The organism is Streptomyces avicenniae (genome assembly GCF_000719135.1).
Lineage (GTDB): Bacteria > Actinomycetota > Actinomycetes > Streptomycetales > Streptomycetaceae > Streptomyces > Streptomyces avicenniae.
This window is the reverse complement of the sequence record NZ_JOEK01000009.1, coordinates 524,049-545,827: the sequence shown is the minus strand read 5'-3', so window position 1 is coordinate 545,827 and position 21,779 is coordinate 524,049. Positions and strand designations below refer to the sequence as shown.

Genomic DNA, 21,779 nt, shown 5'->3' with positions numbered 1-21,779 from the left:
GTCCTCCTGGCGGTCACGGCGGGCGGCTGGGGAGGGCCGCGAGTCCCCTGGGGCGCCCGGGCGAAACCGGCCCGCGCGCCCGCTCACCCGCCCGGCCGTGCCGCCGCCACGGCCGCCGGGTTTCGGGGCGGGCGGCGGGGGCAGCAGGTGGTGCGTGCTGTGGACCGCAGCCACACCGGCGTCCGGCGTCCGGGGCCGGAGAAACGTTCCGCCCCACGGTCGGGCGCTCGTGCCTGACAGGAGAAGGGGAGACGGCCCATGCACGATGACGCCATGGACGGCAGAGAGAGCAACGACGGCAGACCCCGCGAGGAGCGCCACGCCAGAGGCAATCCGGTGCACAGGGGAGAGGGCGGGGAGGGCCACGACGGCGTCGCCGCGCTCCGCGACGAGACACCCATGGAGCGCGCGGACCGCAACTTCGCCGAGCTGCTCCAGGAACTCCGCGTCACCCAGACCGGCGTCCAGATGCTCTTCGCGTTCCTCCTCACCCTCGCGTTCAGCGCCCGCTTCCCCGAGCTGGACACGGCCCAGCGCGTCATGTACGTCACGACGCTGCTGCTCGCCCTCGTCGCCACCGTCATGTTCACGGCCCCGGCCGCCATGCACCGGCAGCTCTTCGGCCTCGGCGCCAAACGCACCATCGTGGACACCTCCTCCCGGCTCGCGGGCGCCGGGCTCGCGGCGCTCGGGCTGTCGCTGACCGGCGCGCTGCTGCTCGTCGTGGACGTCGTCTTCGGCCGTGCGGCGGGCATCGCGGTCGGCTCGACCGCGTTCCTGCTCTGCCTGGTCACGTGGGTCGGCCTGCCGCAGCACCTGCGCCGCAAGGCCGGGCCGGGTCCTTACGCCACGCAGGGCGCGGACGGCGAGTCGGGCGGCTGACCGCCCGGCGCGCGGGTAGCGGCGCGGCCAGGGGGTACTCGGCGTGTTTCACGCCGTCGAGGGTGTCCCACCCACCAGGCCGAGCCGTGAGGAGGCGGAAGGCATGAGTCGCTCGCGAGTGGTGATCGTCGGAGCGGGATTCGCCGGTTACCAGACCGCCAGGACCCTGGCCCGCCGCGCCCGGGGCAAGCTGGACATCGTCCTCCTGAACCCGACCGACTACTTCCTCTACCTGCCGCTGCTGCCGCAGGTCGCCGCCGGAATCCTGGAGCCACGGCGGGTCACCGTCTCCCTCACCGGGACGCTGCCGGGCGTGCGGCTGGTGCTCGGCGAGGCGCACGGCGTGGACCTGGACGCCAAGCGCGTGCGCTACACCGACCCCGAGGACGGCCAGGGCGAGCTGTCGTACGACACGCTCGTCCTGTCCGTGGGCAGCGTCAGCAGGCTGCTGCCGATCCCCGGCGTCGCCGAGCACGCGCGCGGCTTCCGCGGCCTGCCCGAGGCGCTGTACCTGCGGGACCACATCGTCAGGCAGCTGGAGCTTGCGGCGGGCGCGGACGACCCGGCCGAGGCCCGCGCGCGCAGCAACTTCGTCGTCGTCGGCGCCGGGTACACCGGGACCGAGCTGGCCGCGCACGGCGCGATGTTCGCCGACTCGCTGGCGCGCCGCAAGGACGGGCGGCGGGCCGTCAGGCCGCGCTGGACGCTGCTGGACGTCGCGCCGCGCGTCCTGCCCGAGCTGGACGAACGGCTCTCCCGCACCGCCGACCGCGTGCTGCGGCAGCGCGGTGTGGACGTGCGGATGAAGACCTCCGTCAAGGAGGCCAGGCACGACGGGATCGTCCTGACCGACGACTCGGCGATGGACACGCGCACGCTGATCTGGTGCGTCGGCGTCCGCCCCGACCCGCTGGTCGCCGACGTCGGGCTGCCCACCGAGCGCGGCCGGGTGTGCGTGGACGAGTTCCTGAACGTGCCGGGCCACCCCGAGGTGTTCGCCTGCGGCGACGCGGCGGCCGTGCCCGACATGACGAAGCCCGGGTCCGTCACGCCCATGACGGCGCAGCACGCGTGGCGCCACGGCAGGACGGCGGCGCGTAACGTCGCCGCGCTGTACGGCATGGCCGAGCGCCGCCCCTACCTGCACCACGACCGGGGGTTCGTCGTGGACCTCGGCGGGTTCCAGGCGGCGGCCAACCCGCTGCACGTCTCGCTGTCGGGGCCGCTCGCCGGGGCCGTGACGCGCGGCTACCACCTGCTGGCGATGCCGGGGAACCGCGTGCGCGTGGCGGCGGACTGGCTGCTGGAGGCCGTCCAGCCGCGGCAGGCGGTGCAGCTCGGGATGGTCCGCTCGGGCTCGGTGCCGATCGACTCGGCGAGCCCCGAGCTGGCGCGCGTCTTCCGTGACCAGGGGTCGGGCAGGCAGGCGGCGGGCGAGGAGGCGGGGCAGGGCCGCGACGCGGCCTGAACGCCCCTACGGTGGCGGTCAGGCGGGCACGTCGTCGGCGCAGACCATGCCGACGACCGTGTCCCCGTCCACCACCGGCAGGCGCCGTACCGCCGCCGCCCGCAGCAGCCGTGACGCGACGGCCACCTCGTCGCCCGGCGCCACCACGAGCGGGTCGGGCGTGCAGACCGCGTGACAGCGCACCAGCAGCGGATCGAGCCCCTCGGCGACGGCCCGCACCGTGATGTCGCGGTCCGTCAGCATGCCGAGGAGCACGCCGTCCTGCGCGACCAGCACCTCGCCCACGCCCTGGTCGCGCATCAGCCGCGCCGCCTCGACCAGCGACGCGTCCGGCCGCAGCGCCGTCACCACCGGCGTCATCACCTCGCCGACGCGCACCGTACGCCCGCGCGCCGCACCGTAACTGTCCATGACAGACCGCCCCTTCCCCCCGGGCGGTACCCGGGGAGGGGGGCGGCATGCCATGACAGGGCGGTACCGGTCACGCGGCGGGGTCAGGCCGCGACGCCGTCCACCTCGCGGTCCCAGTGCCGGTGGTACGCCAGGGCCTCGGTGAACGTCTGCGCCACCTCGGTCGGGCCCGCGCCCGTCCCGGCCGTCACGACGCCGTGGTCGTCCACGACGCCGTCACCGTCACCGGCGAGCCGCACGCCCGGCAGCCGCAGCGACCGCAGCAGGTCCACGCCCGCGCCGACCGCCCCGATGCTCTTGCCGTGCGCGAACGCCTCGCTCACGTAGTGCACCGCCCGGCCCATGGCGGCCAGCGTCCGCACGCTCTCCTCGCCGCCCGGCACCACCACGCCGTCGTACAGCGTGGACGCCATCGTCGCGATAGGGCGGTCCACGACGACGACCGTGCCGTCACCCGCCGCGCGTACCTCGCCCGCGCGCGGCGCCAGCACCTCGGGGACGGCCCCGGCCTCGGTGAGCGTGTCGCGCAGCGCCGCCACGTCCGCCTCGGACACGCCGTCCGCCACCAGGATGGCGACCTTGCGCGTGACGACCGTGCCGCCCTGGCCCGACGCCATGCTGAGGGCGGGGGAGGAGCGGCCGTGGTTCGGGATCGCGGGCCCGGCAGGGGCCGTCAGCCCCAGGCCCTCGGCGACGCGGGTGGCCAGCTCGTTGTCGATGTGGTTCAGCTGCTCGACGGTCCGCTCGCGGATCTCCGTGACGTCCACCTTGCCCAGCTCGAAGCGGTAGGCGGCGACGATGTGGTCCTTCTCCCAGTCCGCCATGCTGTTCCAGAACAGCGTGGCCTGGCTGTAGTGGTCGCCGAAACTCTCGCTGCGCCTGCGGATCTTGACGCCGTCCACGCGCTCCTGGAAGTGGACGTACGCGCCGGTGTCCGCCGTCGCCACGCCGGGGCAGCCGCCGCTGAGCGAGTTGGGCGCGTAGGCCGTGCGGTCCGGGTGGATGCGGTGCTGGCCGTAGCCGTCGCGCTGGTTGTTGTGCACCGGCGCGACGGGGCGGTTCACCGGCAGCTGCTGGAAGTTGGGCCCGCCGAGGCGGATCAGCTGCGTGTCGAGGTAGGAGAAGTTCCTGCCCTGGAGCAGCGGGTCGTTCGTGAAGTCGATGCCGGGGACGACGTGCGCCGTGTGGAACGCGATCTGCTCCGTCTCGGCGAAGAAGTTCGCCGGGTTGCGGTCCAGCGTCATCCGGCCGACCGGCCGCAGCGGCACGCTCTCCTCCGGGATGAGCTTCGTCGGGTCGAGCAGGTCGAAGTCGAAGGAGAACTCGTCCTTCTCGTCCACCAGTTGCACCGCCAGCTCCCATTCGGGGAAGTCCCCGGCGGCGATGGCCTCCCACAGGTCGCGGCGGTTGAAGTCCGGGTCCTGGCCCGCGATCTTCTGGCACTCGTCCCAGGTCAGCGAGTGCGTGCCCAGCAGCGGGCGCCAGTGGAACTTGACGAACGTCGCCCGCCCCTGCGCGTTGACGAAGCGGAACGTGTGCACGCCGAAGCCCTGCATCATCCGGTAACTGCGCGGCAGCGCGCGGTCGGACATCGTCCACAGCACCATGTGCATCGACTCGGGCTGGAGCGAGACGAAGTCCCAGAACGTGTTGTGCGCGGAGGCGGCCTGCGGGATCTCGTTGTCCGGCTCGGGCTTCACCGCGTGCACGAAGTCGGGGAACTTGATGGCGTCCTGGATGAAGAACACCGGCATGTTGTTGCCGACCAGGTCGTAATTCCCCTCCGCGGTGTAGAACTTCGTCGCGAAGCCGCGCACGTCCCGCACCGTGTCGGCCGAGCCGCGCGAGCCGGCGACCGTCGAGAACCGCACGAAGACGGGCGTGGCGCGGTCCGGGTCCTGGAGGAAGTCGGCCTTCGTCCACTCCGCCATCGACGCGTACGGCCTGAAGTGGCCGTACGCGCCCGCGCCCCTGGCGTGGACCACGCGCTCGGGGATGCGCTCGTGGTCGAAATGGGTGACCTTCTCGCGGAAGTGGAAGTCCTCCATCAGCGTCGGGCCGCGCTCTCCGGCGCTGAGGGAGTTGTCCGTGTCGTGCAGCCTGATGCCCGTGTTGGTCGTCAGGTACGCGTCGGCGCCGCTGTCCCGCAGCGGGTCGAGCTGTTCCTGCTTCTCCGGGATGCGGCCGTCCTTGTCCTGCTGGGACATCTGCGTCCTGTGTCCTTCCCTGTCGGGGCGGGCGGAGCGCCCTCCCGGACCACCCTGCCCGACAGGGGCAAACGTCACAAATCAGCCACTACGGTATTTTTCCGGCATGCCGCGCGAGGCTTCACGCGCCGGCCGCCCGGCGGCCCTCCCGCGCGGCGTCCCCCAGCGCCCACGACAGCTCGTCCGCCGCGTCCGACGCCGCGCCCAGCCACTGACGCCGCATCCCCGCCACCTCACGCCCGCGCCCCAGACACCAGCGCAGCCACGCGTCCAGCCGCCGTTCGTCCACCTGATCGGCCGCCACGAGCGCGGGCCAGCCGCACGCGCGCGCCTGCGCCGTCACCTTCGCCCCGCCGCGCACCGGGTCCACCGCCACCGGCGGCACCCCGACGCGCAGCGCCAGCACCAGCCCGTGCAGCCGGTCCGTCACCACGGCGTCCAGCCGCCCCAGCACCGACAGCAGCTCCGCCGGAGTGCCGCACAGCCGCCCGTCACGCGAGTCGAGGCGCGTCTCGACCATCACCGGCGCGCAGCGCGTCCCGGCCAGCCAGCCCGTGATCCGCTCCGCCACCTCGTCGTGCGCGCGCCGCCCGCCGTACTCCTGCTGCCCGTGCGTCAGCACCACGCCGACCACCGGCACCTCCGGCTCGCGCGGCGCGCGCAGCGACAGGTCCTGCGTCGGCGCACGGTCCGCCACGTCGCGCGCGAGGACGCCGTGGAACCCCGTCACCGCCGGGTCGTCCGGGTCGATCACCGACACGCCGACCGCCACGCGGTGGCAGTGCGCGAACCGCTCGTGCAGCCCCGCCACCTGCGGCCCGTGCAGCGGACCGCACACGAAGATCAGCCGCTCGTAGTCCCCTGGCCGCGCCGCGTCCAGCGCCAGGCCGTCCGGCCGGAACCGCGGACTCCACGCCACGTCGTGCGGGATGCCGCGCGCCTGGAGCACGTCGCACACCCGGCGCTGCGCCAGCACGTCACCCGCCGTCGCCTCACCGTCCAGCAGGCTGAACCAGCCGGTCACCAGTGTTCGTCCGCCCTCACTCAGCATCGGCCCCGGGTCCCCGGCACGCACCGGGCGAAACGTGCGGGGCGGCGGCGCGGGTTTCGCCGCGGGCGCGCCGGGCACTCGCCGCCCGTGCCGCATCCGTCCCTCGCGGTGGTCATCGCCACCCGCAACCGCGCCGCCAAGCTGGCCGCCACGCTTGAGCGGCTGGTCGCGCTGCCCGAGGACCCCGAGATCCTCGTCGTGGACAACGCCTCCACCGACGACACCCGCGCCATGGTCGCCGACCGCTTCCCGCACGTCGGCCTCCTCCCCATGCCGGACAACCTCGGCCCCCTCGCGCGGAACGCGGGCGTCCGCGCCCTGCGCCAGCCGTACATCGCCTTCAGCGACGACGACTCCTGGTGGACGCCGGGATCCCTCACCGAGGCCGCCAGGCTCCTGGACGACGACCCGCGCATCGGGCTCCTCGCCGCCCGCACCCTCGTCGGCGCCGACCGCGCCCCCGACCCGGTGAACTCCGCCCTCGCCGCCTCCCCGCTCAGCGGCCCCGCCGGACTGCCGGGGCCGCCCGTCCTCGGCTTCCTCGGCTGCGCCGCCGTCGCGCGCCGCAGCGCCTACCTGGCCGCCGGGGGCTACCACCCGCTGCTGTTCATCGGCGGCGAGGAGACGCTGCTCGCCTACGACCTCACCGTCGCTGGCTGGCTCGTCACCTACGCCCCCGAGATCACCGCCGTCCACGAACCCGCCGACGACCCCAGGCCCGAGCGCCGCGCCATGATGCGCCGCAACGCCAACCTCACCGCCTGGCTGCGCCGCCCGCTGCCCGTCGCGCTGCGCGACACCTGGCAGCTCGCGCGCGAGGCGCCCGCCGACGCCACCGCGCGGCAGGCGCTCGGCCAGATCGTCTCCCGCCTCCCCGCCGCCTGGCGCGACCGCCGCCCGCTGCCGCCGGAGGTGGAGGCGGACGTACGGCTCCTGGAGCGCACCCATGCCGCCGCCTGACGCGCCGCGGCCTGACGCGCTTCCGCCGGACGCGCGCGTCACCGTCGTCGTCATCACGCACAACCGGCGCGACGAGCTGCTGCGCACCCTCGACCGGCTCACCGCGCTGCCGGAACGGCCCCGGATCATCGTCGTGGACAACGGCTCCACCGACGGCACCGCCCGCGCCGCCGCCGCCCGCCACCCCGGCCTGCGCGTCCTCAGCCCGGGCGCCAACCTCGGCGCCGTCGGCCGCAACCTCGCCGTCCGCGAGGTCACCACCCCTTACACCGCGTTCTGCGACGACGACACGTGGTGGGAGCCCGGCTCCCTGCGCGCCGCGGCCGACCTCCTCGACGCCCACCCCACCGTCGCCACCGTCACCGCCCGCATCCTCGTCGAACCCGGCGGCACCGAGGACCCCATCGTCGCCGAACTGCGCGCCTCCCCGCTGCCCAGGCCCGAAGGGCTGCCAGGGCCCGCGCTCGGCTCGTTCCTCGCCGGGGCCACCGTGCTGCGCACCGACGCCTTCCGCGCGGCGGGCGGCTTCTCGCCCCGGCTGTGGCTCGGCGGCGAGGAGGAACTGCTCGCGGCCGACCTGATGACGGCGGGCTGGTGGCTCGTCTACGCCGGGGAACTGCGCGTCCACCACCAGCCGTCAGGACTGCGCGACCCCACCCGCCGCCGCGCCGACGGCATCAGGAACACGCTCTGGTACACCTGGCTGCGCCGCCCGCCCACCGCCGTCCTGCGCCGCACGGCGCACCTGCTGCGGACGGTGCCGCACGACCGGACGTCCGCCGTCGCCGTGCTGCGCGCCCTCGGCGGGCTGCCGTGGGTGCTGCGGGAACGCAGGGCGGTGCCGGACGACGTGGAGGCACGGCTGCGGCTGCTGGAGGAAGCCCAACGCACCTCCCGCGCCCGCCGCTACGTGGGGTGAGGCGCCGCGGCCGACCGCGGGTCAGGGCCACGGTTGCCCGAGCAGGGCGGCATGGGGAAACCTGGGGTCCCCGATCGGCCGCATCCCGGAGGAGCCGAACATGCCGAGGACCACCCAACTGCGCACGTACACCGTCCGGGAAGGGCTGCTCGACGAGTGGGCCGAGCGCTGGCGCACCCAGATCGTGCCGCTCCGCAGGGAGTTGGGCTTCGAGATCGGCGGCGCGTGGGTGGACCGGGAACGGAACCTCTTCTTCTGGCTGATCTCCTACGAGGGACCAGGGACGTTCGCCGAACGCAACGCGCTCTACTGGGCCGCACCGCAGCGCGCGGCCATGGACCTGGACCCGGACGACTACCTGGTGGCCACCGAGGAACACGCGGTCGATGCCGTCCTGTGACGGCGCCTGGCCCGGTCAGGGAGTGAGCGGCAGCATGTGGCGCAGCCGTTCCTCCCGGGTCAGCGACCGGAAGACGCGGTTGCGCGCGGTGGTCGTGAGCCGGTCCAGATCCGGATCGGCCGCCCAGACCCGGGCCGTGCCGTCGAACGACGCCGTCAGGAGCGCGCTGCCGTCCGGCGACCAGGCGACGGAGGTGACCTTGTCCTGATGGACCCCGGCGACCCCGATCTCCTCCGTCGTCCCCGCGGCCCAGACGCGGACCGTACGGTCGTCCGAGACGGTGGCGACCCGGCTGCCGTCCGGCGACCACGCGGCACCGCGCACCCGGCCGTCGTGTCCGCGCAGCGACCCGACCCGCCGACCGCTGGCCACGAGCCACAGACCCGCCGTCCAGTCACCCGACGCCGTGACGACGTGCCGCTCGTCGGGCGACCACGCCACGCCGTCCACGTAGCCCTCGTGCCCGCGCAGCACCGTGACCTGCTGGCCCCCGGCGACGTCCCAGATCCGGCAGGTACGGTCGTCGGAACCCGTCGCGAGGAACTGTCCCCCGGGCGACCAGGCGACGGCGCCCACCCAGTCCTGGTGGCCTTCGAAAGCCATGAGTTCGTCCCCTGACGCGACGTCCCAGACACGCACCACGGCGTCGTGCCCTCCGGTGGCCAGACGGCCGCCGTCCGGGGAGAACGCCACGGCCTCGACCGCGGCGTCACCGTGGGCGAGGTCGCGGGTGTGCTCCCCGTCGGTGATCCGGGCCGTCCTGTCGCCCGACCCGGTGACAAGGCGTCCTTCCGACCAGGCCACGCCCCACACCCTGTCCAGGTGACGCACCGGCAGATCCGTCTCCGCACCCGTCGCCGCGTCCCACCGCCGCGCCGTGCCGTCGTCCGACGCCGTGGCGATCCGGCCGCCGTCGGGAGACCACACCCCCTCGTTGACCGGCTGCCGGTGCCCGGCGACGAGGACGCGCTCGGCGCCGCGCGGCCGGACGTCCCAGACGCGGGCCGTCGTGTCCGAGGAGCCGGAGGCCAGACGTGTCCCGTCCGGGGACCAGGCCACCGCCCAGACGGTGTCGCCGTGCCCCCGGAACACCGCCAGCGGCTTGGCGTCCCGCGCGTCGAAGACGCGCACCGTGCGGTCCGAGGAGACCGAGGCGAGCGAGCGTCCGTCGGGCGACCACGCCACGCCCCACACGTAGTCGCCGTGACCCCTGACCAGCAGCCGCAGGTCACCGGTGGCGGGGTCGGACACACGGACGGTGTGGTCCCCCGAGGCGGTGGCGACGCTCCGTCCGTCGGGTGACCATGCCACGCCCTCGACGAAGTCGGTGTGACCGGCGACGGTCGCCACGGACCGTCCCGAGGCGATGTCCCACACGAGCGCCGTGCGGTCGTGCGAGGCGCTCGCCAGCCGCGTGCCGTCCGGCGACCAGGCGACCCCCCACACGTCGTCGGTGTGGCCGTGGAACTCCCGCACGAGGTGTCCCGTGTCCGCGTCCCAGACACGGACCAGTCGGTCCCGCGACGTCCCGGCGATCCGCGACCCGTCGGGCGACCATGCGACCGAGCGCCCGATGTCGGTGGCCCCGGTCAGGGACAGAAGGTGTGCACCGGACCCGGCGTCCCACACACGCACCACCCGGTCCCGGCCCGCGGTGGCGACCTTCGATGAGTCCGGTGACCAGGCCACCGCCTCCACCATGGACCCCCCACCGGAGAGCACCGCGCGGGCGCGGCCGGACACCGCGTCGAAGATCCGCGCCGTGCCGTCCCGCGACGCTGCCGCGATCCGTCCGCCGTCGGGGGACCACGCGACACCGCGGACGGTGTCCGTGTGTCCCACCAACTGGGCCCTGAGATGGCTGGAGGCAAGGGCCGCCATGAGGCCGCGCCCGGCCGTCGGCGTCCGCCCGCATTCGTCGAGGGCGGCCAGGGACAGCAGGAGCGAAAGCTCTGGATCCCGCTCCGCGTTCGCGAGCACGTACTCGCCGACGCTCTCGGACACGCGGCGCAGATGGGCCAGGTCGCGGTCGCGGGACGTGACGACCAGCGCGCGGACCGCGTCCGACGCCTGGCCGCTCTCCTCCAGCGCGGTCAGCCACCGCTGGGCGAGGACGAGCCGGTCCCCGGTCAGCAGGTAGTCGGCGCTGCGGTCCGCCCGCTGCCAGTCCGCCGCCCAGCGTTCCAGCTCCGCCCGCTGCCTGAGCTGTTCGGCACGGGCCTCGACCTCCTGACGCAGGGGCGGCCACTGGCGGAAGAGCGCCTCGTGCGCCACACGCGCGAACGCCTCGGGTGTCGCCCGCTCCCCGTCCCCTGCGTCGGTGACCAGGAGCCGGGCATCGACGAACGCATCGACGATGCGCCGCTCTCCCGACGTCAGTTCGGCGAGTGCCACCCGGCGGCGTGTCGCCTGGCCTCCCTCCACGGTGACGAACTTCAGCAGTGTCCGCGGGATCGACGCGGCGTTCTCCGTCTCGCGCAGTCCCGACACCACGTGGTCCGCCTGGCGCGCAAGTGCCCCGGCCACGCCACCGAGCCTGCGGTACAAGTCCTCGGTGACGGTGGTGCCGGGGCCGGAGGCGAAGTACAACTCCTGGAGCAGGTAGGCCAGGAGCGGGAGTGCGTCGCTCGTGCCGGTGTCGTCCAGGATCGTCTCGACCAGGCGCGGGGCGAAGGTCATCCCGACCAGCGCGCCCGGCCGCTCGACGGCCTCGGCCAGTTGCGGGCGCCCGATCGTGCCGATGGCCACGGGCTTCTGGAAGAGCTCCGCGTGCGGCGTGTCGAGGAAGTCGTGCAGGAACTCGATGCGGACGGTGGCGAGGACGTGCAGCCGGGAGTCCTGGGCGAGCGCGTGGGCCACGGCCTGGAGGAACGCCGTCCGCTCGCGCTCCCCGGCGAGCGTGATCAGCTCCTCGAACTGGTCGATCACGAGCAGCATGCTGCGGAAGCGGCCGTTGCGGCGCAGGCGGCCGAGTTCCTCGGAGAGCATCCCGGGCGACTGGCGCAGCCGCCGTGCGACCACCGCCCCGCTCTCCGCGCCGCCCGCCGCCTCGGCGAGCATGTCCGCCAGCGCGCCCAGCGGGTTGGCGCCGGGGCTCAGCACCGGCAGCACCGTCCAGCGCCGCTCGCGCAGGCGCGGCGTCACGCCCGCCTGGGCGAGGGACGACTTGCCGCTTCCCGACGCCCCCACCAGCGGGACGAAGCGCTCGGCGTCCCGGGGCGGTGACGCGTGCAGGCGCCTGGTCACCTCGGCGATCTGCGTCTCCCGGCCGAAGAACACGGCGGCCTCGGTCTCCGTGAAGGCGTCGAGACCGGGATAGGGGGCCTGCCGCCTGTCCCAGACGCGCGGTGGGGGAGCCGGGCGTTCCAGGCGGAGCACGGCGGCCTGGGCGAGGATCATGGCGAGGATCAGCAGACCGATCGCCGGGACCGCCACCCGCTGTAACACCTGGAGGGCGAAGGGCACGTCCTCGGCGTTGGTCGCGTAGTTGGTGACGATGCCGAGCAGGCTCGCGAGCAGGACCACGAGGATCTGGAGGGCGAGACTGAGCTGACGGTTCCTCATGCCGTCGCCCCCGGTACGCGGGGATGCGCCCCGGCGTGCCCGCAGCGTCCCCCTGGACCGCTCTCCGTCCCGACCATGCGCGCAACTCCTGCGTTACCTGGGCAACTTCCCCCGACCGCCCCATGATCGAGGATCGCCCGTGCAGGCCACAAGTGGCCGATGTCAGGCCGTGTCCGGGTGTGTCAGCGCAGGCGTGTGAGGGGGAAAGGTGTCGGGAGTGAGGCGAGTGCGGTGAGGACGTCGGCCGGTGTGATGCGCAGCAGGCGTGCGTCGGGGGTGGTGGCGTGGGGGTCGCCGGGGCGGGGGGTCGGCGGGTCGTCCGGGTGCCACAGCGCGCGGTGGCGTGGCAGGTCCGGCGGGCCCCACAACTGCGGGGAGACCGGGCCGAAGAGGACGACGGACGGTGTGCCGAGCGCCGTCGCCAGGTGGGCGATGCCGGTGTCGCCGACCACCACGGCCCGCGCCTCCGCGAGCAGGGCCGTCAGGTCGTCGAACGGCACGTCCGTCAGCACGGCCTCCTCGGGCAGGCCCGCGTCCGCCGCCACCCGGCGGGCGAGCGCGGACTCGGCCGGGCCGCCGGTCACCACCACGTCGCGCCCCTCGTCGCGCAGCGCCCGGCCCACCGCCGCGAACCGGTCGGCGGGCCAGCGCCGCGCCGCCGCGTCCGCGCCCGGGTGCAGCACGACCGCGCCCGGCGCCGGGGAGTACACGTCGGCGGCCTTGATCCGCAGGTCGCCGGGGTCGGCAGGGATGCCGTACCACTCCAACAGGCGGCACCAGCGCACCCGTTCGTGCTCGCCCTCGTCCCACGCGGGCCCCGACGGCTCCGCGTACGCGAACAGCGCGGCGGGCCGCAGCGCGCGCAGCGGGGCGACGCTCTCAGGGCCGCTGCCGTGCAGGTCCACGGCGAGGACGGGCGGCGGCCCGCTCCACGGGATGTGGCCGGGCACCTCGCGCCCGGCCGCCGTGGTCGGCACGAACTCGTCCACGGCGCGCGTCAGCCGGGCGGCGGGCCGCAGCGCCTCCGGCGCGGCGAGCACCAGCCACCGGTCCGGGCGCGCCCGGCGCAGCGCCCGCAGCGCGGGCACGGCCGTCAGCAGGTCGCCGAGCCCGAGCGCCCGCAGCACCAGCACACGGGGCGTGCTCACCGGCGGACGAACGCGGCGCGCCGCGCCAGTTCCGTCGTGGAGCGTCCGTCCAGGTAGGGCAGGACGAGGGTCTGGCCGCCCCACTCGCGCAGCGCCGCCGCCTCCGGCAGGTCGCTCACGCGGTAGTCGCCGCCCTTCACCCACACGTCGGGCCGCAGTTCCCGCAGCAGCGCCTCCGGGGTGTCCTCGCCGAACTCGGCGACCGCGTCCACGCAGCCCAGGCTCCCCAGCACGCGCAGCCGGTCCGCCGCCGGGTTCAGCGGCCTGCCTGGGCCCTTGAGGCGGCGCACGGACGCGTCGGAGTTCACGCACACGACGAGGCAGTCCCCGGTGCGCCGCGCGTTCTCCAGGAACTGCACGTGGCCCGCGTGCAGCAGGTCGAAGCAGCCGCCCGCGGCGACGACCGTGCCGCCGCGCGCCCGTACCGTCTCCGTCAGCGCGCGGATGGCGGGCAGGTCACGCGGCACGCCGCCCGGCACCTCCGCCGGGGCCGTCTGCCTGCGCCAGCCGACCGGGCTCGCCACGCCACCGCCCGTCACGAAGGCCGCCGCCGCCTCCACGGCCCGGCCGACCGCCTCGGACGGCAGCCCCCCGTCGGCGAGGACGGTCGCCGCCGTGGCGGCGAAGCAGTCACCGGCGCCGCACGGGTCGCACTCGCCGCCCGCCGCCACCGGCAGGTAGAGCGGGTCGTCGGAGTCGGCGCGGGTCAGGACGGCGCCGCGTTCGCCCAGCGTCACCGCGACCGCGGCGACCTGCCAGCGCTCGGCGAGCAGCGCGCCGCGCAGGCTGTGGGCGCGCAGCGTGTCGTCTCCCTCCTCGGCGGCGACGCCGGTGGCGCCGGGGCAGTGCTCGCGCACGAACCAGCGCGCCTCGTGCTCGTTGGGCGTGACGAGCCTTGCCCGCGCCACGGGGGCGCGTCCGCGCGGATGCGGGTCCCACACCACCGGGACGCGCCCGGCCGCCTCGGCGAGCCCCTGCCGCACGGCCGCCGCCGCGCCGCGCCCGTAGTCCGCGACGAGGACGGCGCCCGCGTCGGCCAGCGCACGGCGGACGGCCGGGCCCGGCTCGCCCACCGTGCCGCCGCCCCGGTCCATGCGGACCAGGGGGCGGCCGTCCGCCATGACGCGCGACTTGACGGGCAGCGTGCCGCGCAACGGCAGCTCCGCGAGGCGTACGGACGGCGGCAGCATCGCCCGTACCGCCTCGCTGGCGCTGTCCTGCCCGATGGCGGTGACGAGCACGACCTCGCGGCCGTCCCGCGCGGCGAGCGCCGCCGCGAGGCCCGCGCCGCCCGGCCGCCGCCGCTCGGCCTGCACCTCGACCACCGGCACGGGCGCGTCGGGCGCGAGGCGGGTGGCCTCGCCCGTCACGTCCTCGTCCAGCAGGATGTCGCCGACGACGACCAACGGCCCGCGCGGCGCGCTCATGCCGCCTCCCGGCGGGTCAGCGCGACGGGCGCGGGCGGCGCGTCCGCCGGTTCGGGGCTCGTGGCCTTGAGCTGCCGCGTGTGCGACATGTCCTCAAGCGCCTCGTCGAACGCCTCGCACACGACGTGCAGCGCGACGAGATGCGCCTCCTGCACGGTCGCCGTGCTGGGCGCATCGACGCACAGCACCGCGTCGGCCTGCGCCGCCAGCGGGTTGGGCATCGGCCCCGTCATGGCCCACACGCGCAGCCCGGCGGCGCGGCCCGCCGTCGCGGCGCCGAGCAGGTTGTCGCTGCTGCCCGAGGTGGACATCAGCGCGAGGACGTCGCCCTCGCGGCCGTGCGCCGCGACCTGGCGGGCGAACACCTCGTCGAAGCCGTAGTCGTTGGCGATCGCCGTCATGCTGGACGTCTCCGCGTGCAGCGAGATCGCCGAGAACGGGCGCCGGTCCGCCGCGTACCTGCCGACCAGTTCCGCCGTCAGGTGCTGCGCCTGCGCGGCGCTGCCGCCGTTGCCCGCCGCGAGGAGCCTGCCGCCCGACGACAGGACCTGGGCGAGCTGCCGCCCCCAGGCGACGGCCTGCGTCAGGCCGTAGTCGCCGTCGTCGCGGAACCCCCGGAGCGCGTCGTGGAGCGACTGGCAGTGCCGGTGCGCGCTGCGCGGTGCGTGCATGGTGACCTCCGGTGTGTGGCGAGGGGGCGGGGTGACGTGGGTCAGGCCGTGCCGCTGACGGGTGCGGGACGGCGGCTGCTGATGTCGCGGTAGACCTCCTCGGTGGCCGCCGCGACGGTCGCCCAGCGGTAGCGCGTCAGCACCCGCCGCCGTCCGGCCGCGCCGCGCGCCGCCCGTTCCCTGGGCGCGGCCAGCAGCCCGGCGGCGGCCTCGGCGAGCGCCAGCGGGTCGCCGGGGCGGACGAGGCGGCCCGTGCCGGGATCGGCGACGGTGTCGCGCTGGCCGCCCACGTCGCTCGCGATCACGGGCACGCCGCAGGCCATGGCCTCCAACGGCACGATGCCGAACGGCTCGTAGTCCGCCGGGCACAGCACGAGGTCGGCGCCGCGCAACAGCCGCGGCACCTCGTCGCGCCCGACGCCGCCGGTGAAGCGCACCCGCTCCGCCACGCCGTGCGCCCGCGCCACCGCCCGCAGCCTGCGGACCTCGGGGTCGCGCTCCAGCTCCCCGGGCGGCGGCCCGCCCGCGACGACCAGCTCGGTGTCCGGCACGCGCGCCAGCGCCGCGATGGACAGCTCGGCGCCCTTGCGCGGGACGAGCCGCCCGAGCTGGAGCATCCGGTGCCGCCACCTGCCGCGCGGCTCCGCCGGGCCGACCGGCGTGAACCGTTCCGGATCGACGCCGCACGGCACGACGCTGATCCGCGCGGGCGACAGGCCCATCGCGGTCAGCTCGGCCACCTCGTCGCGGCAGGTCGCGACCGTACGGTCGGCGCTGAGCCCGATGTAGCGCTCCCAGGTGATCCGGTCGGCCGGGCTGGTGTCGGCCGGGCCCTGGTGGCGCCGCTTGACGGTGCCGAGGGCGTGGAACGTGTGGGCGAACGGGATGCGCAGCGGGCCGGTCGCCTGGAGCGTCGCGACGCCCGACATCCAGAAGTGCGCGTGCGCCACGTCCGGCGGCGCCTGGGCCCACTCGCGCTCCAGGAAGCCGCCGAACTGCGCCATGAACGGCAGCAGCCGGTCCTTCGCGACCGGTTCCGGCGGCCCGGCGGGCACGTGGCGCACCGTCACGCCCGGCAGCATCGGCACGGTCAGCGGCAGCGCGGTGGAGTCCCGCCGGGTGTAGACCGTCACCTCGTGGCCGCGCCCGGCCAGTTCCGCCGCCAGCTGGGCGACGTGCACGTTCTGGCCGCCCGCGTCCTCCCCGCCGAGGGCCGCCAGTGGACTGGCGTGCTCGGAGACGAGGGCGATGGCCAGCCCCGCGGACGAATTGGGCCTCATCAGCGGATCACCTCCTCCAGCAGCAGGTCCCAGTCGTCCAGGAACCTCTTCAGGCCGTAGCGCTCCAGCGCCGCGTGCCGCGCCGCACGCCCCGCCTCGGCCGCCGCGTCCTCGTCGTGCAGGAACTCCTCGGCCGCCCGCGCCAGGACCTCGGGCCGCGTCGAGATGACCCCGGCCTCCCTGGGCACCGCGTCGGCGACCTCGGTGGTGGCGAGCGCGACGATCGGCATGCCGAGGTGCATCGCCTCGATCAGCGACAGGCCGAGCGACGTCCAGCGCACCGGGTGCAGGTACAGCCGCCGCCGCGCGACCTCCTGGTGCAGCCGCGCCTGCGGCAGGTCGTACGAGCGGCAGCGCGCGTACGGGACGCCGAGCTGTTCCGCCAGGCCCTCCGTCCGCATGCCGAAGACGTCGAGCGGCACGGCCGAGGCGAGCGCGGGCAGCAGGTCGGTGCCGGTGGTGCGCCCGCGCCGCACCGGCTCGTTGACGACGACCGCCGCGCGCTCCAGCTCGCCCGTCCAGCGGTGCCCCGGGTCCACGACGCCGTGCTCGACGACGGCGGTCCGCGTCCGGCCGCCGTCCCAGAACAGGGCGTTGAAGTGCGTGACGTGGACGAGCGTCAGGTCGTCGCGGTCGGCGCACGGGTGGCGCGTGTCCGGCACGTCGCCGTGCGGCGCGTTGTGCTCCAGGTAGACGGCCGGGACGTCACGGCCCGGCCTGCGCCCGCCGAGCCACCGCTCCGCGAGGTCCGCCTCGTGGGGCCGCTGGAGGACGACGAGGTCCACCGGCGCGTCGCGCAGCCCCTCGGGCGCCACCTCGGTCACCGAGTCCGGCCAGGCGTACGTCCGCGCCCGGCCGAGCCCGTCGGGGCCCCGGTCGGGCAGCACCGGCACCAGGTAGGAGTGGGGGCCCTGGACGAACGCCGTCGTCCACGAGCCGTGCACATGCCACAGGAGGATGTTCATGCGACCGCCTTCGGGCCGAGCGGGGCGTCGTGCCGGTGCCCGCCGCCCGTCAGCGCGGTGACGGCGGCCAGCACCTCCTGGTCGGTGACGGAGTCGAGACACGGGTGGCCCGCGACGGGGCACAGCCGCGCCCGGCTGTCCGCGCACGGGCTGTCCTGCCGCCCGAGCCGCAGGTGCGGCACCCGGTACGGCAGCCACCGCTCGGGGCTCACGACCGGCGCGAACAGGCTGATGACGGGGGTGCCGACGGCCGCCGCGAGATGGGCGGGGCCCGTGTTGCCGACGATCACGGCCCGCGCGCCCGCCAGCACACCGGCCAGCTCGCGCAGCCCCGTCCTGCCGCCGAGGTCGAGCGCGTCCTCACCGGCGACGCGCCGCGTCAGCGACGCCTCCCCTGAACCGCCCGTCACGACGACGCGGTGCCCGGCCGCCGCCAGCGCGGCGACGGCGCGCGCGGCACGCTCCGGCGTCCACGTACGGGCCGGTACGGCGGCGCCCGGATGGACGACGAGGTAGGGCTCCGCGCCGGTCAGCGCCTTCATGTCGGGGAAGTCCTCGACGCGCAGCGCGCCGTTGTCGCCCTCCGGGAGCGCGAAGCCCGCGGCCTGGGCCAGTTCGAGGGCCGCCGCCGCCTCGTGCCGGTAGGGGGCGCGGCGGTGCCGCAGCTGGAGGAGCGAGCCGGGGTAGTGCTCGCTGTCCGCGCCGATCCACGGGATGCCCGCCATCTTCAGGATGAGCGCCGCGGGCAGCGGGCTCTGGTGGTAGGACGCCAGGACGAGCGCGCGGTCGAAACGTTCCGCCGCCAGCCGTTCCACCAGGGCGAGCACGTCGTCGCGGCCCGGCTCGGGCGGCGTCAGGCTCACCCACGGGGCGTCGTACACCAGCAGCCGGTCCACGCCGGGCAGCAGCCGCCCGGCGTCCTCGCCGCGCGGGCCGCACAGCAGGGCCGTCGCGGCGGACCCGGCGGCGACGGCGCGGATCGCGGGCCCGGCCAGCAGGACGTCGCCCGCGCTGTCCAGCCGGACGACGAGCGTGCGGGGCGGTCCGCCGCCCGGCGTGGGGGCCGTGGCGGTCACCGCAGACACCCCTTCCGGTGCGTCCCCAGGCCCCCGCCGTCCGCGCCGGGCCGCAGCAGCAGCGCGACGGCGTCCCGCAGGTCGTGGGCCTTCTCCCGCGCCCCGGTGATCTCCGCGGCGCGCGTCGCCCCGGTCGGGACGAGGACGCCCCGCGCCCCTGCGGCCTCGGCCGCCGCGACGTCCGCGCCGATGTCGCCGACGACCGCGGTCCTCCCCGGCGTGACGCCGAGCCGCTCGCAGGCCGCCAGCACGAGCCCAGGCGCCGGTTTGCGGCAGTCGCAGCCGTCCTGCGGCCCGTGCGGGCAGACGGCCCACACGGCGAACGGCCCGAGCAGCTCCTCCACCCGCCGCCGCATCGCCGCCACGCCCGCGCGTCCGAACAGGCCGCGCGCCACGCCCGACTGGTTGGTCACCACGCCCACCGCGACGCCCCGCGCCCGCAGCGCGTCCACCGCCGCGCGGGCGCCCGGCATGGGCCGCACCAGCGCCGGGTCCGCGTTGTAGGGCACGTCCACGATCAGCGTCCCGTCGCGGTCGAAGAGCACCGCGTCGGGTCCGGGACCGTCCGGCGTCCGGCCCACGCCTGACACCCCGGACGGGCCGGGTTCCGGCGGAAGGAGCCAGGGGCCCCGTGGGCGATTAGTCATGAACGAGTGAGTTGCCCGATTTGGCTGGCTCAAACGAGCTGGGCCGCACCCGGTGCCTGATCACCGCGCCGATCCAGTACGCGGAGGCCACCGGCGGGATGACGGCGCTGGTCAGCAGCATGCGGACGATCTCCTCGCGCGTCTGCGGCCCCGGCAGGATCCGCGCCGCCGCGAACTCCGCCGTCCCCGCCAGCCACAGCGCCCCCCACCCGGCCGCCGCGGCGGGCCGCCGTCCGGCGGCGGACAGCAGCGTCAGCAGGCCCGCGGCCGTCACGGCGAGGTGACGCGGCAGCCGCCCGCGCGGCGCGCCCGCCCGCGCCCACCAGGCGGGGCCGTGCAGACGGTTCATCAGCACGTCGTCGGCGTTCCCCGCCTGCGTGCTGACGGACACCCACATCCCCGCCGGGCGCACCGGGTGCGTCGTGCGGCGCTCGCCGATGGCGAGGGCCCAGCCCGCGTCCAGGACGCGCAGGGCGAGGTCGGCGTCCTCACGGAACGCGCGCGGGAAGCGCTCGTCGAAGCCGCCCACGTCGGCGAGGGCGGAACGGCGGTAGGCCATGTCGGCGGTGATCCACTGCGCCGTCGCGAGCCCGGCCGTCGTGCGCTCCCAGTCGGTGGGCCGCCGGTCGGTCGGCAGCGGCACGGTGATCCGCGCCTGCACCCCCGCGGTGTCGGGGTCGGCGCGCGTCAGGTCCCTGGTCAGGGCCGCGGCCCAGCCCGGGCCTGGCACCACGTCGTCGTCGAGGAAGACGACCCAGGGCTCGCGCGTCGCGCGCCACCCCGCGTTCCGCGCGGCGGCGGGCCCGGCCCCGCGCCCCGGCACGATCTCGACCAGCGGGCGCACCTCGTCGGGCACGGTCACCGGCAGCGGCCTCGGGTCGTGCGGCGGCCGGTCGTCCACGAGGACGATCCGCGCCGGGCGCGGCCCGCGTTCTGCCGCCAGCGCGGCCAGCACCAGGTTGAGGCTGTGCCTGCCGAGGGTCGGGATCACGATGGCGAACGCGACGGGCGCGGGACGGCTCACGGCGTCACTCCTCCCCGGGCGCGAACAGGGCCGCGCGCCGTACGACGAAGGGGCCGATGGCCAGCAGATCGACGGGCGCGGAGCCGAAGCACTCCAGCGCGTCGCGCGGGTCGTCCACCATGGGCCGCCCCGCCGTGTTGAGGCTCGTGTTGACGACGACGGGCAGGCCCGTCAGCTCCTCGAACCTGCCGAGCATCCGCGCCACCAGCGGCTCCCGCTCCGCGTCCACGGTCTGGATGCGCGCCGTCCCGTCCACGTGCACCACGGCCGGGATGCGCTCGCGCCACTCGGGCCGCACCCCGTGCACGAACAGCATGTAGGGCGACGGCAGCGGGCCGCCCTCGAACAGGTCGGCGGCGCGCTCGGCCCGCACCATCGGCGCGACGGGCCTGAACTGCTCGCGGCCCTTGATGTCGTTCAGCCGCTCCAGGTTCCCCGAGCGGCCGGGATGCGCCATCAGCGACCGGTGCCCCAGGGCGCGCGGGCCGAACTCGGCGCGCCCCTGGAACCAGGCCACCACGGCGTTGTCCGCCAGCGCCTCCGCGACCGCAGCCGCGACGTCCGGTGGCCGTTCGAACGGCACGGCAGCCGTCTTCAGCCACGCCTCGATCTCCGCGTCCGACCAGCCGCGCCCGAGGTCGGCGCCGTCCATCGGCAGCGTCGGCGCCGGGTCGTGCTCGGCGGAGTGCAGCAGCGCGCCGCCGAGGGCCGTGCCCGCGTCGCCCGAGGCGGGCTGCACCCACACGCGGTCGAACGGGCCCTCGCGGACGATCCTGGCGTTGGCCACGCAGTTCAGCGCCACGCCGCCCGCCATCGTCAGCAGCGTGTCGCCGGTGCGGCCGTGCAGCCAGCGGACCATGTCGAGCAGCGTCTCCTCCAGCACGGCCTGCGCGCTGGCCGCCAGGTCCGCGTGCTCCGGCGTCCACGCCTGGCCGGGCCGCAGGCGCGGGCACAGCTCCGACCACGGCACGTCCACGGCGCGGAAGCCGCCGTCGCCGGTCGGATAGACGTACTTGCGCAGCTCGGGCAGCAGGCGCGGCGAGCCGTAGGAGGCCATCGCCATGACCTTGTACTCGTCGCTGGAGCGCAGGAAGCCGAGGTGTTCGGTCAGCTCCTCGTAGACCAGGCCGAGGGAGTGGGGGAGCTGCTGGCTGTACAGCGGTTCGAGGCGGTCGCCCACGCGCCGCGCGGCCAGGTGCGAGGCCGACTCGCCGCGCCCGTCGAGGACGAGCACCGAGGCGTTCTCCGCGTCGGGCGCCGCGAACACGGCAGAGGCGGCGTGCGCCATGTGGTGCGGCACGAAGCGGACGCGCTCGCGCTCCAGGCCCGGCAGCGCGGTGGCGAGGAAGGATGGGGCCTCGCGCGCGTACGTCAGGCGCAGCCCGTCCCAGGGGTCGTCCAGGCCCATCGCGTCGGCCGGGCGGGCGAGTTCGGGGTCGAACGAGTAGGTGACGGCGTCCAGGTCCTCCGGGCGCAGCCCCGCCTGGCTCAGGCACCAGGCCGCGGCCTGCTCGGGCAGCTCCCAGGCCGAGAACGGCACGGGGCGCTTGCCGTGCTTGCGCCGGGAGAACCGTTCCTCCTCGGCCGCGGCCACCGTCCGGCCGTCGATCACGAGGGCGGCGGCCGGATCGTGGAAGAGGGCGTTGATACCGAGTACGCGCATGGGGTCCTCCGTAGGG

Annotated in this window: 18 protein-coding genes; 5 read left to right on the top strand and 13 right to left on the bottom strand. The window is 75.7% G+C overall.

The genetic code is table 11. The annotated features are described in order from the left end of the window. The first annotated feature begins 399 nt into the window (after positions 1-399). A complete protein-coding gene (locus tag IF27_RS17400; RefSeq protein ID WP_223291097.1) occupies positions 400-882 on the top strand; it encodes a DUF6328 family protein in 483 nt (160 codons plus the stop codon). A 103-nt stretch (positions 883-985) separates the two neighbouring features. Next, on the top strand, positions 986-2,350 hold the full coding sequence (locus IF27_RS17395; protein ID WP_052850503.1) for an NAD(P)/FAD-dependent oxidoreductase: 1,365 nt from the start codon (positions 986-988) through the stop codon (positions 2,348-2,350). 18 nt (positions 2,351-2,368) lie between these two features. Here the strand turns inward: IF27_RS17395 and IF27_RS17390 are convergent, their stop codons facing one another. From IF27_RS17390 to IF27_RS17380, 3 genes are all read right to left on the bottom strand, one after another. Further along, the gene (locus IF27_RS17390; protein WP_052850502.1) at positions 2,369-2,761 is read right to left on the bottom strand and encodes a CBS domain-containing protein; all 393 of its coding nucleotides are present in this window, start codon (positions 2,759-2,761) and stop codon (positions 2,369-2,371) included. 83 nt (positions 2,762-2,844) lie between these two features. Continuing rightward, positions 2,845-4,968, bottom strand: coding sequence for a catalase (locus IF27_RS17385; RefSeq protein WP_052850501.1), 2,124 nt, complete (start codon positions 4,966-4,968; stop codon positions 2,845-2,847). A gap of 121 nt (positions 4,969-5,089) precedes the next feature. After that, entirely contained in the window at positions 5,090-6,019 is a 930-nt protein-coding gene (locus tag IF27_RS17380) for a polysaccharide pyruvyl transferase family protein (protein WP_052850500.1), read from the bottom strand. Positions 6,020-6,106: 87 nt separating this feature from the next. Between IF27_RS17380 and IF27_RS17375 the strand changes: the two genes are divergently transcribed. The 3 genes from IF27_RS17375 (at position 6,107) to IF27_RS17365 (ending at position 8,298) form a co-directional block, all read left to right on the top strand. Then, positions 6,107-6,979 carry a glycosyltransferase family 2 protein gene (locus IF27_RS17375; RefSeq protein WP_052850499.1) on the top strand — a complete coding sequence of 291 codons (873 nt, stop codon included), beginning with the start codon at positions 6,107-6,109 and terminating at the stop codon, positions 6,977-6,979. After that, positions 6,966-7,898 carry a glycosyltransferase family 2 protein gene (locus IF27_RS17370; protein WP_052850498.1) on the top strand — a complete coding sequence of 311 codons (933 nt, stop codon included), beginning with the start codon at positions 6,966-6,968 and terminating at the stop codon, positions 7,896-7,898. The genes IF27_RS17375 and IF27_RS17370 overlap by 14 nt, the downstream gene beginning before the upstream one ends. A gap of 100 nt (positions 7,899-7,998) precedes the next feature. Next, the gene (locus IF27_RS17365; protein WP_052850497.1) at positions 7,999-8,298 is read left to right on the top strand and encodes an NIPSNAP family protein; all 300 of its coding nucleotides are present in this window, start codon (positions 7,999-8,001) and stop codon (positions 8,296-8,298) included. Between the two features lie 15 nt (positions 8,299-8,313). Here the strand turns inward: IF27_RS17365 and IF27_RS17360 are convergent, their stop codons facing one another. From IF27_RS17360 to IF27_RS17315, 10 genes are all read right to left on the bottom strand, one after another. Beyond that, complete coding sequence (locus IF27_RS17360) at positions 8,314-11,862, bottom strand: WD40 repeat domain-containing protein (protein ID WP_052850496.1); 3,549 nt, start codon at positions 11,860-11,862, stop codon at positions 8,314-8,316. A 182-nt stretch (positions 11,863-12,044) separates the two neighbouring features. After that, entirely contained in the window at positions 12,045-13,010 is a 966-nt protein-coding gene (locus IF27_RS17355) for a glycosyltransferase family 9 protein (protein WP_052850495.1), read from the bottom strand. After that, on the bottom strand, positions 13,007-14,437 hold the full coding sequence (gene rfaE2 / locus IF27_RS17350) for a D-glycero-beta-D-manno-heptose 1-phosphate adenylyltransferase (protein WP_052850494.1): 1,431 nt from the start codon (positions 14,435-14,437) through the stop codon (positions 13,007-13,009). The genes IF27_RS17355 and rfaE2 overlap by 4 nt, the downstream gene beginning before the upstream one ends. Beyond that, positions 14,434-15,108, bottom strand: coding sequence for a D-sedoheptulose-7-phosphate isomerase (locus tag IF27_RS17345; RefSeq protein WP_052850493.1), 675 nt, complete (start codon positions 15,106-15,108; stop codon positions 14,434-14,436). The genes rfaE2 and IF27_RS17345 overlap by 4 nt, the downstream gene beginning before the upstream one ends. A gap of 41 nt (positions 15,109-15,149) precedes the next feature. Beyond that, positions 15,150-16,388, bottom strand: a complete 1,239-nt coding sequence (locus IF27_RS17340; protein ID WP_052850492.1) for a glycosyltransferase — start codon at positions 16,386-16,388, stop codon at positions 15,150-15,152. Further along, the gene (locus tag IF27_RS17335; RefSeq protein ID WP_052850491.1) at positions 16,388-17,353 is read right to left on the bottom strand and encodes a glycosyltransferase; all 966 of its coding nucleotides are present in this window, start codon (positions 17,351-17,353) and stop codon (positions 16,388-16,390) included. Before IF27_RS17335 ends, IF27_RS17340 begins: the two co-directional genes overlap by 1 nt. Next, positions 17,350-18,429, bottom strand: a complete 1,080-nt coding sequence (locus IF27_RS17330; RefSeq protein ID WP_052850490.1) for a glycosyltransferase family 9 protein — start codon at positions 18,427-18,429, stop codon at positions 17,350-17,352. Before IF27_RS17330 ends, IF27_RS17335 begins: the two co-directional genes overlap by 4 nt. Then, positions 18,426-19,010 (bottom strand): D-glycero-alpha-D-manno-heptose-1,7-bisphosphate 7-phosphatase, encoded by a 585-nt coding sequence (locus IF27_RS17325; protein WP_420822021.1) that lies wholly within the window; start codon positions 19,008-19,010, stop codon positions 18,426-18,428. The genes IF27_RS17330 and IF27_RS17325 overlap by 4 nt, the downstream gene beginning before the upstream one ends. Before the next feature lie 58 nt (positions 19,011-19,068). After that, positions 19,069-20,100, bottom strand: a complete 1,032-nt coding sequence (locus tag IF27_RS17320; protein WP_052850488.1) for a glycosyltransferase family 2 protein — start codon at positions 20,098-20,100, stop codon at positions 19,069-19,071. Between the two features lie 4 nt (positions 20,101-20,104). Beyond that, complete coding sequence (locus IF27_RS17315; RefSeq protein WP_052850487.1) at positions 20,105-21,763, bottom strand: carbamoyltransferase family protein; 1,659 nt, start codon at positions 21,761-21,763, stop codon at positions 20,105-20,107. Between the last annotated feature and the right edge of the window lie 16 nt (positions 21,764-21,779).

Excerpts from the sequence above, each read along its gene's own strand:
- IF27_RS17400 (WP_223291097.1), top strand. The coding sequence starts at position 400 with ATGGAGCGCGCGGACCGCAACTTCGCCGAGCTGCTCCAGGAACTCCGC.
- IF27_RS17395 (WP_052850503.1), top strand. The coding sequence starts at position 986 with ATGAGTCGCTCGCGAGTGGTGATCGTCGGAGCGGGATTCGCCGGTTAC.
- IF27_RS17390 (WP_052850502.1), bottom strand. The coding sequence starts at position 2,761 with ATGGACAGTTACGGTGCGGCGCGCGGGCGTACGGTGCGCGTCGGCGAG.
- IF27_RS17385 (WP_052850501.1), bottom strand. The coding sequence starts at position 4,968 with ATGTCCCAGCAGGACAAGGACGGCCGCATCCCGGAGAAGCAGGAACAG.
- IF27_RS17380 (WP_052850500.1), bottom strand. The coding sequence starts at position 6,019 with ATGCTGAGTGAGGGCGGACGAACACTGGTGACCGGCTGGTTCAGCCTG.
- IF27_RS17370 (WP_052850498.1), top strand. The coding sequence starts at position 6,966 with ATGCCGCCGCCTGACGCGCCGCGGCCTGACGCGCTTCCGCCGGACGCG.
- IF27_RS17365 (WP_052850497.1), top strand. The coding sequence starts at position 7,999 with ATGCCGAGGACCACCCAACTGCGCACGTACACCGTCCGGGAAGGGCTG.
- IF27_RS17360 (WP_052850496.1), bottom strand. The coding sequence starts at position 11,862 with ATGAGGAACCGTCAGCTCAGTCTCGCCCTCCAGATCCTCGTGGTCCTG.
- rfaE2 (WP_052850494.1), bottom strand. The coding sequence starts at position 14,437 with ATGAGCGCGCCGCGCGGGCCGTTGGTCGTCGTCGGCGACATCCTGCTG.
- IF27_RS17345 (WP_052850493.1), bottom strand. The coding sequence starts at position 15,108 with ATGCACGCACCGCGCAGCGCGCACCGGCACTGCCAGTCGCTCCACGAC.
- IF27_RS17340 (WP_052850492.1), bottom strand. The coding sequence starts at position 16,388 with ATGAGGCCCAATTCGTCCGCGGGGCTGGCCATCGCCCTCGTCTCCGAG.
- IF27_RS17335 (WP_052850491.1), bottom strand. The coding sequence starts at position 17,353 with ATGAACATCCTCCTGTGGCATGTGCACGGCTCGTGGACGACGGCGTTC.
- IF27_RS17315 (WP_052850487.1), bottom strand. The coding sequence starts at position 21,763 with ATGCGCGTACTCGGTATCAACGCCCTCTTCCACGATCCGGCCGCCGCC.